At 62.8% G+C, this 16,169-nt stretch carries 7 protein-coding genes and 3 pseudogenes; 6 read left to right on the top strand and 4 right to left on the bottom strand.

Annotated features, from left to right (window positions below; all coding sequences use genetic code 11):
• Positions 1-150 precede the first annotated feature (150 nt).
• Positions 151-2,473 (top strand): annotated as a pseudogene (locus ACVWYI_RS30100) (molybdopterin guanine dinucleotide-containing S/N-oxide reductase).
• 259 nt (positions 2,474-2,732) lie between these two features.
• A complete protein-coding gene (locus ACVWYI_RS30095; RefSeq protein WP_456663956.1) occupies positions 2,733-5,060 on the top strand; it encodes a hypothetical protein in 2,328 nt (775 codons plus the stop codon).
• A gap of 1,178 nt (positions 5,061-6,238) precedes the next feature.
• Here the strand turns inward: ACVWYI_RS30095 and ACVWYI_RS30090 are convergent.
• The 4 genes and pseudogenes from ACVWYI_RS30090 to ACVWYI_RS30075 form a co-directional block, all read right to left on the bottom strand.
• Positions 6,239-7,223: pseudogene (locus ACVWYI_RS30090) on the bottom strand (helix-turn-helix domain-containing protein).
• Positions 7,224-7,811: 588 nt separating this feature from the next.
• Positions 7,812-8,138, bottom strand: a pseudogene (locus ACVWYI_RS30085) (type 1 glutamine amidotransferase domain-containing protein); the annotation flags it as partial.
• Positions 8,139-8,151: 13 nt separating this feature from the next.
• Positions 8,152-8,859 carry a hypothetical protein gene (locus ACVWYI_RS30080; protein ID WP_247353524.1) on the bottom strand — a complete coding sequence of 236 codons (708 nt, stop codon included), beginning with the start codon at positions 8,857-8,859 and terminating at the stop codon, positions 8,152-8,154.
• A 118-nt stretch (positions 8,860-8,977) separates the two neighbouring features.
• Positions 8,978-11,821, bottom strand: coding sequence for an ATP-binding protein (locus ACVWYI_RS30075; RefSeq protein WP_456663955.1), 2,844 nt, complete (start codon positions 11,819-11,821; stop codon positions 8,978-8,980).
• A gap of 328 nt (positions 11,822-12,149) precedes the next feature.
• Between ACVWYI_RS30075 and ACVWYI_RS30070 the strand changes: the two genes are divergently transcribed.
• The 4 genes from ACVWYI_RS30070 to ACVWYI_RS30055 all read left to right on the top strand — a co-directional run bounded on the left by ACVWYI_RS30070 (position 12,150) and on the right by ACVWYI_RS30055 (position 16,015).
• Positions 12,150-12,818, top strand: coding sequence for a sensor histidine kinase (locus ACVWYI_RS30070; RefSeq protein ID WP_247353521.1), 669 nt, complete (start codon positions 12,150-12,152; stop codon positions 12,816-12,818).
• Between the two features lie 33 nt (positions 12,819-12,851).
• A complete protein-coding gene (locus tag ACVWYI_RS30065; RefSeq protein WP_456663954.1) occupies positions 12,852-13,541 on the top strand; it encodes a VOC family protein in 690 nt (229 codons plus the stop codon).
• 251 nt (positions 13,542-13,792) lie between these two features.
• The gene (locus tag ACVWYI_RS30060; RefSeq protein WP_456663953.1) at positions 13,793-15,106 is read left to right on the top strand and encodes an epoxide hydrolase family protein; all 1,314 of its coding nucleotides are present in this window, start codon (positions 13,793-13,795) and stop codon (positions 15,104-15,106) included.
• Between the two features lie 60 nt (positions 15,107-15,166).
• Complete coding sequence (locus tag ACVWYI_RS30055; RefSeq protein ID WP_354107305.1) at positions 15,167-16,015, top strand: enoyl-CoA hydratase/isomerase family protein; 849 nt, start codon at positions 15,167-15,169, stop codon at positions 16,013-16,015.
• Positions 16,016-16,169: the final 154 nt, after the last annotated feature.

The following is a 16,169-nucleotide window of genomic DNA, read 5'->3' as shown; positions in this document are numbered from 1 at the left end:
TCGAACGTCCGCCAAGCCGTCCTTGCACGAGCGCCCGGCATTTCCGCCGACCCTGATCCCGACGACATCGGGAAACGGATCGTTATACTGCCAACCGAATTGACACGGGACGGGCCGGGACCGTGCCACGCCCGGAACAAGGATCAGACGATGGACGATACGATTGGCTTCCCCGACCCCGGCCTCGACCTGTCCGACGGCTTCAAGCCGCACACTTCGCATTGGGGCGTGTTCTCGGCGCGGCAAAGCGAAGCCGGGCTCGAGGTCAGGGCCTATGCGGGTGATCCCGATCCGAACGGCATCATCGACAATTTCCCCCGGCGCGCTCCGCCACCAGGCCCGCATCACCCAACCCGCGATCCGCCGCGGCTGGCTCGAACGCGGTCCCGGTCCCGACGATCGGCGCGGCCGCGACGAATTCGTCTCCGTCAGCTGGGAGAAGGCGCTCGATCTGCTCGGCGACGAACTGGCACGCATCCGTGACACGCGCGGCCCCGGCGCGGTGTTCGGCGGCTCCTATGGCTGGTCGAGCGCGGGCCGCTTCCACCACGCCCAGAGCCAGGTGCATCGCTTCCTCAACATCGCCTTGGGCGGCTATGTGCGTTCGGTGAATTCCTATTCCTCCGGCGCGTCCTCGGTGCTGCTGCCGCAGATCCTTTGCGGCTACGAGGACATCACCAAGCGCAATGTCACCTGGGAACAGATCGCTGCCGACACCGAGATCGTGCTGGCGTTCGGCGGCATGGCGCTGAAGAACTCGATGGTCGCCGGCGGTTCGATCAGCAAGCATGTCGAGCGCGGCGCGATGGAGGCTGCGCACCGGCGCGGCTGCGAGTTCATCCTGGTCAGTCCGTTGCGTGAAGACCTGCCTGTCGAGGCCGGCGCCGAATGGATGACATGCGTGCCCGGCACCGACACCGCGCTGATGCTCGGCATTGTTCATACCCTGGTCGCGGAAAACCTCCACGACCAGGGTTTCCTCGATCGCTACACCGAGGGCTGGCCCGTCTTCCTGCGCTATCTTACTGGCGATAGCGACGGCCAAGCCAAGGACGCCGAATGGGCCGCAGCGATCTGCGGCGTCGATGCGGACAGGATTCGGCAGCTCGCGCGCCGGCTCGCCGGCAAGCGCGCGCTCATCACCGTCTCCCATTCGCTCCAGCGCGCCGAGCATGGCGAGCAGCCGGTGTGGATGGGCATGGTGCTGGCGGCGGCGCTCGGCCAGATCGGCCTTCCCGGCGGCGGCTACGCCTATTCGTTAGGCGCGATCGGCTATTACGGCCGCCGCGTCAACGACGTGCCGGGGCCGACACTGGGGCAGGGCCGCAATGGCGTCCGCGATTTCATTCCGGTGGCGCGCATCGCCGACATGCTGCTCAACCCTGGAAGCACCTATCGCTACAACGGCGAGACGCGCACCTATCCGGACATCCGCCTCGTCTACTGGGCTGGCGGTAATCCCTTCCATCACCACCAGGATATCAACCGCCTGCGCAAGGCGTTTGCGAAAGTCGACACGCTGGTCGTGCACGAGCTCGCCTGGACTGCTACGGCGCGGCATGCCGATATCGTGCTGCCCTCGACGATGACGCTCGAGCGCGAAGACATTGGCTACTCCAGCAACGATCCCCTGATGGTCGCGATGCACCGGATCGCCGAGCCGTTCGGCCTTGCGCGTGACGACTACGAGATCTTTGCCGATCTCGCCGACCGTCTCGGCGCGCGCGAACCCTTCACCGAGGGGCGTACGTCACGTCAGTGGCTGGAATATCTTTATGAGCCGACCCGTGCTTCGCTCGAAGCGCGTGGTTTGCAGGCCCCGAGCTTCGAAGAATTCTGGCAGCGCGGCAGCCTGGTCGTGCCGCAGCAGCCCGACGACGGCGGCCGGCTGCGCCGCTTCCGCGACGATCCCGTCAATCACGCTCTGCCGACGCCGAGCGGCCGCATCGAGATATTCTCGCAAAAGATCGCGGGCCATGGCGATGCGGATTGTCCCGGTCATCCGGTCTGGCTCGACAAGACCGATATGCCGACGCCGGGCGCGCCGTGCTTCCTGGTCGCCAACCAGCCGGTGACGCGCCTGCACAGCCAGCTCGATTTCGGCGGACATTCGCTTGCCGCCAAACATCGCGGCCGCGAGGTCGCGCGCATGAATCCGCGCGACGCCGAGGCGCGCGCTGTCAAGGACGGCGACATCATCCGCCTGTTCAACGAACGCGGCGCCTGTCTCGCCGCGGTCCACGTCACCGACGACATCGCGCCGGGAATCGTGCAGCTCCCGACCGGCGCCTGGTACGACCCGATGGACCCCGAAGACGACGCGCCGCTCTGCGTGCACGGCAACCCGAACGTTCTTACCCGCGACATCGGTACCTCGTCCTTCGCGCAGGGCTGTACCGGCCAGCTCACGACGGTCGAGGTCGAGAAGTTCACCGGCAATCTGCCCCCGATCCGGGCTTTCGATCCGGTGTAGGGCCAACGCGGAACGTCGGTCTGAAAGGCTATGGATCTGGCCATGCAAGAATTCGCCGGCCAATATCCGGCTTTGTCCGCGCCGTTCCGCGTGCACTATTTTTGAACGCATCTCTGGATTGCGAGGTCCAGCTGTACTATATTCTCGAAACTGCACCAGGTTATTTTCAAGCCGGCCAATTTGGTCTCCGTGCCGTGGCGAATTGGGCAGGGAGTCCGATTTCAATCGATAACATTTTCCATATCAAGCAGTGATCTAGATGATGCAGCTTCCAGCAACCATTGACCCGAGACGAGGAAGCCTTCTGCTTGTTGTTTGGTTGGCCTGCCTGTCGATATACGTCAGCTACCGTCTTGTAAGATTTTCTCCTCTATCGGACTACTTTTTATACACGGCGGAGTTCGCGCAGGACAATTTTGGTCTGCGACTGATCGCTCAATTCTTGCTTTGCATCGGGCTGTACGTGATCTTCGCCATCCTGCTGTTTCGCAGGGTCATTTTGCGCGCGAATGGCGTCGCGCTGTCTCCGGCAACAACGGTCATTGAGCGATTGGCGCGGTTGATCATTCTTGTCACGCCGGCCGTTGCGCTCAGCTACCTGCTCATCGATGCCGCGCGTTTGGCCGCGGGTGGCACATGGGTGATTTGGCTGGCCGCCATTGTGGTCATACTCACCGCCGTCTTTCAAGCTTTCATGACTCTGGTGCCGATAAACAGAATTGCGCGCCTTGACGAGGTATGGAAAACGATCGTCGTCTTGATGTCGGCCGGCATCTGTGCGCTCGCCCTTTATTCGTGGCTTTGGCGCGATGTGGTTGCCGCCACTTTCTTCGTCGGCGGCGTCGGAATCATCCTCCTTTTTCTGATTTGTATATTGCTGATCGGCGAGGCTCTGGTGTGGCTCAACGGAGTCATTCGAGGATTTACAGGTTGGCTCATCACCGTTGTTCTGGTGTGCCAATTAGTCGGCGGTTCGTCACCGGAATTTACTCACACAATCGTGCCTATGGGAGATGTTAAGCCTGAAGCGCCTACGGCAATCGAGAGCGTGGTTCAAAAAAGCGACATTCCTAGTCTCCCTCCTGCATTTCGCGATTGGCTGGGGGCGCGTCGTATTGTCGGAAAACCGGGTGCACAGGATCAGAAATATCCGATTTTCGTCGTGGCGGCCCAAGGCGGTGGTCAATACGCCGCCTATCACACGGCGCTCTCCCTCGCCCGCCTCTATGACAGTTGCCCGAAGCTCAAGGATCACGTCTTCGCAATCAGCGGCGTTTCCGGCGGGAGCCTCGGCGCGACTATCTTCAATGAATTGCTACGTCGATCTGAACCGCTCGGAGAGAACTGCTCGACCGAACCGACAGGTACCGGTAAATTGGAGAAGTCAGTTCGCGAATTCTTTGAATTCGATCTGGTAACTCCCGTCGTCGCTACAGGGCTCTTCTTTGATGCGCCAAGCCTCCTCATACCACAGCTGCATCTAGCGCCAGATCGTGCACGTACGCTCGAAATCGCTGTCAAGAACGCGATCGACAATGTGGCGGGTCCAAATGATGATCATGCGTCAACGCAGTTTTATTCGTCCTGGTCCGCGTCAGGCGCTGCCCCGGCACTCTTTCTCAATACAACCAGCGCGAACTACGGAAGGCCGATCCTGCTCTCGCAGCTCTACATGACGGATAAGCGGACCAAGTTTATTTTTTCGAGCTTGTTCGCGCCGGTGCTAAGTGCATTCATGCCACAAACCGGTACCGATAAGGAGCAACTGCGAATCGTTCAGCGCATGGTCGTCAGTGGTATTCGTGCGAGCGAATATTCACGTCCGAACTACTTCAATATTCTTGAATATCGTCCCAATCTTCAACTATCGCTCGTGACAGCGGCAATATTGAGTGCACGTTTTCCCTATGTGACACCACCAGGTGTCTTGTACGCCGACGACAAGTTTGCGGCCGCGGACGCGACATTGCGGGAAACCACAGGGCTTCAATTGATCGACGGCGGCTTCTGGGACAATAGCGGCATCGCCACGGCGAGTGAGATCATAAGGCAGTTGAAAGATGCCGAGGAGACGAAGTTGCTGATGCAAAACGTCGAGTTTCATCTGATTTCCTTTGGGCATTCGAATGCGGCTTTGCAGTTGGAAGGTGAGCGAGGCGCTCAATCAGAACTCGTTGCGCCGATCACGACGTTTGAAGCTGTGAGAGAGGCGCGCAGTTTTCGTCAGACCGATGCGTTGACCGCAGGGTTTAAGGTCGTGCACGGTTACCAACTCTTCGATCACGAGTTTCGGGCACCCCTGTCATGGACGTTGTCGGCGCGCATGCGGGCTCAAATTGAGGCGCGAAGCGGCGGTAAAGTGGATCCGTCGGTGTGCTGTGTGCTGAGCACGCCGAGTGTTTTGCGGAGTCTAATTCCTGAATTCGTCTTAGATGTAAATCCGTTTAAGAAAGACCTTGGCGCCAACTTCGCGGCCAATCTTGAGCGTCAAGGGCTCAAGCTTGTCGCTCCAAATGCGCGGCAATTCGCGGATGTTGTTCGGGCGGTTAGCGCAAATTCTGAGTTTCAAAAGCAGCTTTCGAAATAACCGCTGGTTCAGCAAGGGCTGTTCTGTTGCCTGGGGCGGCACGATGTCACGACGGGCATCCTTGATGCTTGGTGTTTCGCCTGCGAGTCAATCCCGTCCCGCAAAATTCCGCTTTACCGAAATTAGGAATTGGCGTATGTGTCGCCCATCCCGGCTCACCCAAGAGGGGCGATCTTGTGTCGTCACGTTTCGCGAGCCGGGCGTGCGGTGGACGCGACAGCGTCGGGCGCGAAAGTGCGGGCAGGGCGGATTGCTCTCCGTGAGCCCGAGGCTTCGTGTCGACGAGCGGCGCTGTCAGGTTCGTCTCGTCATCAGGTCGGCGGCAACGTGCACAACGTCGTCGAAACCGGTGGCGACAAGCGAGCCGTGCGTACGGCAAAACCGTGTGGTCCTGGCCGTCGTTGCTACGGTCAAGCCTTTGCGGATGCGGCACTTGCGTCAACCGGCGCGGCGTCGCGACTTTCGTGAAGGCGAGGGAGGCCAACAGGAACTCGGCTCCCGGGAGAGCACGGCATAAGCCGTAAAGCCACTGCGCAGGGAAGGCCGAGTGATTGGCTACACCTGTATGCTGCTGTGCGGTTCTTTTGCGCTACATTTTCGCGCGGCGGACCGCAGGTGCCAGCCGGCACCCGGCCTTCCCTGCACCCTCTTGGACAAGAGGGTGGAGAGATCAAGCAAAGCTCGGGCGAGAATGCGCCGCGAGGGTGCGAAGACCTGTCTGTTATTTGAAGTGCAGAGATCGGTGCTGCGACAAAACTCTAACACCGTCATCCCCGTGCAATGGCGAAGCCTTTGTCGCTGAGTGCGCGTCCAGCGGCGCAATCGCGCCAATGGCAAACTTCGAAGGACGACGGCCCGGCTGCATCGAGCCGTCCATCCTTCGAGGCTCTGCTCGCGATGCTTCGCATCGCAAGCATCGCACCTCAGGATGACGGAGCTGATAGTATCGTCATTGTGAGCGGAGTGAAGAAATCCAGAGTCTTGCTGTGGAGGGATTCTGGATTGCTTCGCTGCGCTCGCAATCACGATGGGCAGGCAGCGGCGCATCACACCGCACTCTCGCGCCCCAGACGCGACTCAGCGCGCGTCCATGAAGAAAAAGAGGCCGCCCTGTGTGGGTGCAGGGGCGGCCCCGAGTGACTCGCGGGCCCGGGAGGAGGAGGGCGCGAGCCTGTGCGTTACGCGGCTGCGCTGATCCAGTCGCTCTCCAGAGAACGACGGCGCGGCGGCAGCGCTTGCATCTCGTGCCGTTGTCCCTTGCTGGCGAGGCGCCAGCGTGCCGGAGACTGATCGCTGATGCGCTTGAAGACGGTCGAAAAATGCGCCTGCGTGCTGAAGCCGACGGCAAGCGCGATCTCGGCCAGCGGCCGCTCTGTGGTCGCGAGCAGCGTCTTGGCATGCTCGACCCGGTGATTGAGCAGATACTCGCGGGGACGGTAACCGGTCGCAGCGCGGAATTGCGCCGCGAAGTGCATTCTTGACAGGCCGGCGACATCGGCGAGCTCGGACAGGCTGATGCGGCGGTGGAAATGATCGGCGACATATTGCTCGACGCGCCGCAGCCGCCATTTCGGCAAGGCATTGATCCTGGCGCGCGGCGATTCCAATCGGGTGAGATGCATCGCAAGGGTCTGGCCGATGCAGCGCGTAAACTGGTGGTCCGCGGCGTCGCCGTGTTCGATTAGTGTCTTGGCAAGCTCCGCAGCGAGCGGGTCGCGCAACAGGACGAGGTCATTCAGTCCGTCGGTCCCGGAAAAATTGCGCCGGAAAATGATCCGTGGAGATGTGAAAGTGCAGGAAGGCGCAGGGCGACTGGAATTGCACGCCGAGACGCTTCGACGGCGCGGTGAGATACAGCGTGCCCGCAGGCATGGTGCCATCGAAAATGATCTGGCGATCCCGGGTCAATTTGGCGCGTGTCGTCTTCAGGGCGATGCCGACGAAATAACAATCCTGAGGTGTCGTCGCGTCGTGTGACGACGTGCTCCGCGCGTCTTCCCATCGCGAGATCGCGACGTCCTCGACGGCAGCCTCGGGGCCGCGATCGATCTGACGCCAATGGCTCTCCCGAGTGATCGCCTGGGTTGCTCGAGGGATCTCGCGATCCTCCGGGCTGGCCGCAAAATCGATCCAGGAATGCGCCGCCTGCAAATTGGTCAACATCGCTCGTCCTCTCCCGGGTTTGCCGCTGCTTGCGACCGGCAAGCGCGCCAAACCCACGTTTTCCATGTTGAGAGGATAGGCGTGAGCTGGCCAGGAAGCCCGTTAGGGGTGATTAGGATCTGTTAGTTTTTGTGGGGGCGCATCAGGTGTGCGGCAGCTCGTCGCAGGAAGCGCTGTTTTGTACAATTTGTCAGATATTCGCGCAGCCCCGCCCCAACTCTGGAGAGCGGAGGCTACCGTTCAGGTACTGCACGAAACCATTGCACGGGTCGGGCAGGAGGGTGGCGCCTTCGACATGCCCGAACTGCTCCGTCTGCGGGGAGAGCTCGAGGCCGTTGGCGGCAATCTCGAAGCTGCCGATGCGGATCTTGTCGCGTCGGTTGAGCTCGCCGAACAGCAGGGCGCATTGTCCCGGAGATTGCGAGCCGGATGTCGCTGGCGCGGCATCGGGTTCGGCAGGGTGTGCAGAATTCCCTCGAACAGCTCGCCAAAACCTATGCCCGGTTCTCGGAAGGGTTCGAAACCGCCGATCTCAGGGCGGCACAGCGCATGCTGAACGAGCCTGCTGCCTGAAGCACGCGCGATCGGCTTGCCCTTCAAGGCGGCGAGCGGCGCGTTCGCGCTCGGACCCGACGAGTGCGGGTTCTGGCCCGTGATCCGGAGGCCGTCGTTGACGACGCGCGGCGTCCAGTTGGCCCTCTTCGAGAAGGTGGCGCCGAGGCGCAGCATCTCGTCTTCGACCAGGAACGGCACCACCTTGGTGAGGCCGACCGCCTCTTCTTCGCCGCTGGTGAAGCCGGTCACCTCCTTGCCCTCGACCAGCGGCTTGCCGTCCGGCGTCTTGACGTGGCGCAGCGCCGCCGGCGAATGACAGACGATCGCCACATGCTTGCTGGTGGCAAAGAACGACTCGATGTCGCGCGGGCCGCTACTCGAAGACGGCGTCGAAGATCTCGACGTCCATCAGCACGGGCTTGGCGACCACGGTTCCGTCGGGCCGCAGCGTCTGCGCACGTCGAAGCGTCGGCACCACGATGCCGCCGAAGCTGTCATGAGCCCAGGAGTAATGCGCGACTTTCATCCCGAACAGATCGTGATCGTTTCGCCGTTGCAACGCGTTCTCGTCGAAATAGAAGATCTGCTCGGGCGCGAGCGTGATCAGGCTCGGCGGGAACTGCGCCCGCAGCCGCCGCCATGACTCCGTGTTCTCCTGCCACGGTGGCAGTTCCTCCACCACGACATCGGGATGGGCGAGCAGGAATGGATTGGTCAGATAATTCCAGATCGCGACGCCGCAGAAGAAGACGAGGTGCAGTTCGTCCGCAAGCGCAGGCGAGCCGACCTCGGTGAACGCAAGGCTCGGGTTACGCCAGGTCCGCAGCACCTCACCCTCCAGGCTCTCGATCGTGATCGCATCGGGTTGAAAGGATCCGGAGTGTTCGCCGCCGGTGATGCCGGTAAAGCGGACCGATTGCGTCCGGGTCGAACCTTCCGCCGTCACGTCTTTGAATTCCCTGGCATGTCCTGCGTTGGAGAACAGCGTTCCGCTGACGGAAAGGTGGAGCGTGAACCGGTTCAAGCTGTTCCAGCGGGCCAAACCGCCGCTGGCATCAATTACATCGTCAAGAAGCGCCATGTCCCGCCATATCCACCATGAAGTGCCACCACCATGGCGGGGCGGACGCGGCTTGGCGTGTTAGAAGTTGTTAGGAGTTGCGAGCGGATATTCTTGCGGTATCCCGTTGAAGATACTCTCAATTCAGGCCGCCCAGGAGCTCCCTCGCGGCGACCAGATCGCGGCTCTGGAGGCCCTCCTGGTACCGCGCGACGAGAGGGGTGAGCAGGGCGCGTGCGTCGACGGCCTTGCCGGCCCCCTCCCAGAGGCGGCCGAGGCTGATCGCTCCGCGGAGCTCCCAGCCGACCGCGCCTTGCCGCCGCGCCAGATCGAGCGATTTGTCCAGATAGCTCTCGGCCTCCGCAGCGTTACCCGACCGCGCAAGGATGTCGCCCTTGATCCTGAGCATCTCCGGCATATCGAAGGATTCGCCGTGATCGGGGATCTGGGCGATGGCCTCGTTGATCGTCTGCAACGCTTCGCCGGCCTGGTTCTGGGAGGCGAGGCCCTCGGCGAGCGCCGTCGCAAACACCGTCGTCATGATCCGGTGTCGCGTCGCGTACAGCGTGGCCTGGCTGCGGCGAAGGTGCTCGATGCCGCCCGCGACGTCGCCGCGGCGAAGCAGCAGCTCACCCTTCTGGCCGATGCCGACCGCGTGATAGGGGCCGAGGAAGTGCCGCGCGGAATGCTCGATCAGCCGCTCGATCAGGATTTCGGCATTGGCCCAGTCGCCGACCCAGAGGAACACGTAGATCGTCCAGATCAGGGAAATACCGAGAGTGAGCGGCTGTTCGAGCAACTCGGCCTCGCGAACGGTGTATCTGGCCGCCTCGATCGCACGATCGGGCCGGCCTGTGAGCCAAAGCCCGCGCGCCAGCGCCACCAGTGCGACAATGCGGTCGTCATAGCCGAGATGCCCGATATTCAGCCGCTGCGAGCCGGGATTGTGCACCATCGCGCTCTCGCAGAACTGCACCGCCTTGTCCTGGTTGCCGATCAAATGATGTGCGACGCCCAGCATCCATTCGACGTTCAGCGTGCTGGCGGAATCGTTCAGCTTCCGCGCGACGCTTTCGCTCTGTTCGCCGGTCCCGAGCGCGCCGTGAAAATCTCCGACCCTGGTCAGGTAGATGTGCAATCCGCGCAGCAGCCAGAGCTGCCAATGCAAATCCTCGAGCTCCCGGGCAAGCTGGAGACTGCGCGTGAATGCCGACCGGACCGTTTCGGTGTTGCCCTGCGTGAACATCGCGGAGACGCCGAGCGCGGCCTGCAACGTCATTTCATGGCGGCTGTCGATCGAATTCGTATCGAGAGGGACAAGTGCCTGCTGCGTCCAGCGATAGCACTCCGTCAGCAATGTCAGTTCGAGGAAGAACTGGGCCGCCGACGCTGCCAGATCCACGCCGATCGTTCGGTCTCCGCCCTCGGAAAAACTCCAGGTCAGTGCCGCCCGGACATTGGGCAGGTGGTCCGCATAGGGAAGGAAGCCGCCCGCCGTCTGCATGCCCGTGGATTTGAGCGCAATGTCGCGCAGGAAGTCGCGGTAATATTCGGCGTGGCCGCGCGCGGCGCCGCCAGCTTCCCCGTTCTCGACAAGCTTGTCCGCGACGAAGGCGCGCGTCGTGTCCAGCAGGCGATAGCGCAGCCGCCGCTCCGCAGGCGAGGTAGCGATCAGCGATTTGGAGAGCAGATTCGAGACCGCCTCGACGGCTTCCGGCTCGCCGATGCCCTGACAGGAGGCGACCGCAAGCGCGGCTTCCAGGGTGAACGGCCCGACGAACACCGACAATCCACGCAGCGTTGCGCTTTCGGCTGCCGGCAACAAATCGTAGCTCCAGGCGAGCGCTGCGCTCAGGGTCTGGTGCCGCGGGACAGCGGTGCGCCGCCCGCGCCACAGCAGCGAGAAGCGGCTGTCCAGCAGCGAGGCTGTTCCGGCAATGCCATAGGCGTTCACACGCCCGGCCGCGAGCTCGATCGCGAGCGCAATGCCGTCCAGCCGCCGGCAGATATCGGCAACGAGCGGCGCATCTTCCTCGCTGAGCTCGAAATCGCCCATGCTCTCGGCAATGCGCTCCACGAAGAGCTGGCTTGCGGGATAGGCAAGGATATCGGCGATACCGAGTCCGTCGCGCTGTGGCGGGCAATCCAGCGGAAACAGCCGATGGACCCGCTCACCTTCAGTGCGGAAGGATTCGCGGCTGGTGGCGAGAATATGCAGCTCGGGCGCTTCCCGCACGATGCGCTCGGCCAGGGGGGCGAGGTCGTCGAGGATGTGCTCGCAGCTGTCGAAGACCAGCAGCATCCGCCGGCTGCGCAGGAACGTCAGCAGCCCGGGCCTCGGGTCGTCGGAATTGACGGTCAGACCCAGTGCGGCCGCAATCGTTCCGGGAACGAGCCGGGCCTCCGTCAGTGCGCCGAAATCGACGAAACACACCTGGCCGTCGAACGCCGGGAGCTCGCCATGCGCGACGGCCAGTGCGACCGAGGTCTTGCCGATCCCGCCTGGGCCGACGATGGTGACGAAACGATGCTGCGCCAGCTCGGCGGAAATTCTCTCGACCGCATCGTTCCGCCCGATCATTTTCGCGAGCGGCGAGGGCAGTGAGCGAGGTGAAGCCGCGGGCAGGCTGATCCGGCTCTCCAACGGGGCAGCCCGGAGCAGCGGGGCCGCGAAACAATAGCCGCGTCCGGGGACGTTGACGACGTAGCGGGCGCCTTCGCCGGCATCGCCCAACGCCTTGCGCAGCGTCGTGATGTGGAAGCGCAGGCTGCCTTCATCGACGTTCACGTCGGCCCAGATGCGCTTGATCAACTCCCGCTTGTCCACCACCTCGCCGGCGCGCTCGGCGAGAAAAACCAGGATGTCGAGCGCACGGCCGCCGAGGTGAACCGGGGCGCCGTCCTTCTCGAGCAGCCGCGACTTTGCGAACAGCCGGAATGGACCGAAAGCAATGGCCGAATCCTGATCGTTAGTGTCCGGCACGGGCCAATGATTCCAGTGAAGGGGCTGACATCCGCACTTTGATCTACCAGAAGGAAACCCCGAGTAAACTGGTCGAAAGTGGCGAAATCGCGTGGCGGCTGCAATTGGCCGGTTGCGCGACAATCCGTAGCAAATTTTGCTCAAACGCAGCATTTGCGAAGTGATCGGGACAATTCGGCAGCGTGCTTGGCCGCCGAACTGACAGTTCGGAGTCCGACCGTCGTACCGCCGATCATAACAAAAACTTGCAACGTCTAACGAGCAAAGCGCGCGAACTGCATCCAGTATGGCCTCCGAGTTACGCGCTATTTGCAACGGGGAGGCTATGATGTCCGGTATCGGTGCTCGGCCGAACGACCATGTCGTTCAATCTCAATTTGTCGCCAGTCTTGAGGATCAGTCGCGTGACTGGGAACTCGTGCTGCGGGAATCCCACCATCGGATGAAGAACACGCTGACACTGCTGGGTGCGTCAGTTCGCCGCGATTTCACGCGGGCAGGCACCCGGGACGTGTCGCTTGCCGCGGACCGGCTCGAGCGGCGCATCGTCGCCTTTGGCAGGCTCTATCAACTCTTGTCCGACAATGGCGGGCATACGGCGATCCCGGTCGAGGCCTTCTTCGAAAACCTGTGCGCAGCGATTTCCGAGGCCGTGCTGGAGCCGGCGGGCATCCGCTGCGAGGCTGCCATTGCAAGCGGCACGCTGCCCGCATCGCAATGTCATAGGCTCGCGCTGATGCTGACGGAGCTGGTGACGAATGCGGCAAAGCATGCCTTCACCAACAAGAAGGATGCACTGATCCGCATCGACATGGCCGTTCGCGACGGCGCCTGGTTCTGCACGGTGGCCGATAATGGAATCGGCGCGACCGGGCCGCTTCAGGGCACCGGCAGCCGGATTCTCGAAGGACTCGCACGCAGCATCCGCGCCCGGCTGCACGGCGAGGCGGGAGAGGGCGGCACACGCGTGACCATCGTGATGCCGATCGCCGCTTGAAGCTCGTTTTAAATTCAATCAGGGAGTTCGAACATGGCTACCAACGAAATCGAACGCGACGCCGCGGCCAAGGGTTCTGAATCTCTCGGCGTTGATATGAGGCTCGAGGTGGTCGTGATCCCCGTGTCGGATGTCGACCGCGCCAAGGCGTTCTACACGCGTCTCGGCTGGCGACTGGACGCCGATTTTGCCTCCAGCGATGACTGGCGCGTGATCCAGTTCACGCCGCCGGGCTCGGCCTGCTCGGTGATCTTCGGCAGGAACGTGACGGCGGCGGCGCCCGGCTCGGTGCGGGGCCTGTACCTGATCGTCTCCGATCTGGAGGCGGCCCGACAGGATCTGCTCGACCGCGGCATCAAGGTCAGTGCTCCATTCCACGGTGCCGGCGATATTCACGCCGGCCACGACGAGCCATATTTGTCCGGCAGCGTTCGGGTCAACGGTGCTGACCCGAAGCGCGGCAGCTACAGCTCATTTGCCGCGTTCAGCGATCCCGACGGCAATGGCTGGCTGTTTCAGGAGATCACCACGCGCCTGCCCGGACGCATCGCGGGCGACGGCACGACATTCGCTTCGCAGGCTGCGCTGGCCGCGGCACTGCGCCGCGCGGCGGCGGCCCATGGCGAGCACGAAAAGCGGACCGGCGGGCACGACGCGAACTGGGCCGATTGGTACGCCGACTATGTCGTCCGCGAACAGGCCGGCGAGCCGCTACCGTCCTGAGTTGCAGCGAAACAGCTCCTAGCTTGGTCGACACGGCGCGCGATGACCTGGTCGTCGCGCGCCGTGTCGCATTGGTCTTGCGCGTATCGTCGTCTTCGCCCGCCTTGCATCGCGCGGACTCGCAACGGCTAACGCTCTCTAACAATCCATAACGAGCAAATGGCCGATGCCTGGGTCACTGTGTGCACAACGAACCGACGCGTCGATTTGAATTCGGTCAGCGTCACCGACCACAGCAAGGGAGATCCAATATGACTAACCAAGCACGCACCGACATTCTCAATCCCGACCGCCGTCAACTGCTGACCCAGGCCGCGATGACCGCTGTTGCCGCAAGCGTATCGAGCTTGCTGCCGCTGCATCCGGCGAAGGCCGCTGCAAGCGGCGCCATCCGGCCGTTCCAGGTCAACGTGCCCGAGGAGGATCTGCTGGACCTCCGTCGTCGCCTCGCCGCAACGCGCTGGCCCGATCGCGAGATCGTCGCCGACCAGTCGCAGGGCGTGCAGCTGACGACGGTGCAGCAGCTCGTGCGCTACTGGCAGGACGGTTACGACTGGCGCAAGATGGAAGCGCGGCTGAACACCTTGCCGCAATTCGTCACCGAGATCGACGGCGTCGACATCCACTTCATTCACGTGCGCTCCCGCCATGAAAACGCGCTGCCGATGATCGTCACGCATGGCTGGCCGGGCTCGATCATCGAGCAGATGAAGATCGTCGGCCCGCTCACCGATCCCACCGCACACGGCGCGAAGGCGGCGGACGCCTTCGATTTGGTGATCCCCTCGCTGCCCGGCCACGGTTTCTCCGGCAAGCCGACGGAACTGGGCTGGGACCCGCAGCGCGTCGCGCGCGCCTGGATCGTGCTGATGAAGCGCCTTGGCTACACCCGCTACGTGGCCCAAGGCGGCGATTGGGGCAACGCGATCACAGAGCAGATGGCGGTGATCGCGCCGCCGGAGTTGCTTGGTATTCACACGAACATGCCCGCGACGGTTCCTGACGAGATCGCCAAAGCGCTTCAGCCCGGCGGATCGCGGCCGTCCAACCTCTCGGCCGACGAGCGCTATGCTTACGATCAGCTCGACGATTTCTACAAGCGCGGTCTCGGCTATGCGATCGAGATGGCGAACCGGCCCCAGACGCTCTATGGCCTGGTGGATTCGCCGGCAGGTCTCGCATCCTGGATGCTCGATCACGATGCGCGCAGCACTGCGATGATCGCGCGAGTGTTCGACGGCAAAACGGAAGGGCTGTCGCGAGACGACGTGATCGACAACATCACGCTCTACTGGCTCACCAACACCGCGGTTTCGTCGGCGCGACTGTACTGGGAGAACAAGCTGGTGTTCTTCGAGCCGAAGCATGTGGAGATTCCGGTCGCCGTCAGCGTCTTCCCGGACGAGATCTACGCCGCGCCGCGCAGCTGGACGGAAACGGCCTATCCGAAGCTGATGCACTACAACTGCCTCGACAAGGGCGGCCACTTCGCGGCCTGGGAGCAGCCCGTGCTGTTCTCTGCAGAAATGCGCACCGCGTTCCGCCCGCTACGTCAGTCGATCTGAAACAAGCAGGGACGCGCATTCCGCGCGTCCCTGCTTGCCGCAACATCAGGAATCACAATCATGAATCGTCCCGAACGAAATTTCACGACCGACGAGATCCGCCTGGAGCGCCGCTTGCCGTCGTACTGGCGCGTCACCTTTGACATGCCGCCTGTGAATATTTTCGGCCCGAAGCAGCTCCCGCGGCTGGGCGACATCATCACTGAGATCGAGACCGATCCCGACGTGAAGGTCGTGGTGTTCGACAGCGCCGTCGAAGGCTTCTTCATAACGCATTACGACTTCCTCGCGCCGCTGGAGGATTCCTTGAATATCCCGCCCGGGCCGACCGGCCTCGAGGCGCTGCCTGATATGCTGGTGCGTCTCAGCCGCGCGCCGGTGGTCTCGATTGCGTCGATCAGGGGCCGCGCGACCGGCGTCGGCAGCGAGCTGGCGCTCGCGAGCGACATGCGCTTTGCCAGCCGCCAGAAGGCGATCTTGTCGCAATGGGAAGTTGGCGCGGGCCTCGTGCCTGGCGGCGGGCCGATGGCGCGGCTGCCGCGCCTGATGGGCCGTGGCCGCGCGCTCGAAGTCCTGCTGGGCGCCGACGACATCCACGGCGATCTCGCCGAACGTTACGGCTATGTGAACCGGTCGTTGCCGGATGCCGAGCTCGACGGCTTCGTCGAAGCGCTGGCCATGCGCATCGCGTCCTTTGACAAGGAAGCCATTGCCGAGACCAAGCGTCTCGTCGACGTCGCGAGCCTGCCGCCGGATGTCGAGATCAAGCCGGAATGGGACGCGTTCCTGGCCTCGCTCGGCCGCCCCGCAAGCCAGACCCGCATCAAGGCGCTGATGTCGCGCGGCTTCCACCGCGCCGGCGACGTCGAGAACCGGCTGGGCTTCCACGTCGGACAGATCGGCAGCTAAAGCGTTTTCGAGCGAAGTGGATACCGGTTCGCGTCAAGAAAACGCGCCAGAACAATAATCCAGAGCCCCGTTCCGATTCCATCGGAACGGGGCTGTGACGGAACCGCTGCGGCGCTCGACCGGTTGGAGAGGCGACAGGCGGTAATGCCAATGT

This window comes from Bradyrhizobium sp. LB13.1, from assembly GCF_054056815.1.
This window is presented reverse-complemented; position numbering and strand designations above follow the sequence as displayed.

Excerpts from the sequence above, each read along its gene's own strand:
- ACVWYI_RS30095 (WP_456663956.1), top strand. The coding sequence starts at position 2,733 with ATGATGCAGCTTCCAGCAACCATTGACCCGAGACGAGGAAGCCTTCTG.
- ACVWYI_RS30080 (WP_247353524.1), bottom strand. The coding sequence starts at position 8,859 with ATGGCGCTTCTTGACGATGTAATTGATGCCAGCGGCGGTTTGGCCCGC.
- ACVWYI_RS30070 (WP_247353521.1), top strand. The coding sequence starts at position 12,150 with ATGTCCGGTATCGGTGCTCGGCCGAACGACCATGTCGTTCAATCTCAA.
- ACVWYI_RS30065 (WP_456663954.1), top strand. The coding sequence starts at position 12,852 with ATGGCTACCAACGAAATCGAACGCGACGCCGCGGCCAAGGGTTCTGAA.
- ACVWYI_RS30060 (WP_456663953.1), top strand. The coding sequence starts at position 13,793 with ATGACTAACCAAGCACGCACCGACATTCTCAATCCCGACCGCCGTCAA.
- ACVWYI_RS30055 (WP_354107305.1), top strand. The coding sequence starts at position 15,167 with ATGAATCGTCCCGAACGAAATTTCACGACCGACGAGATCCGCCTGGAG.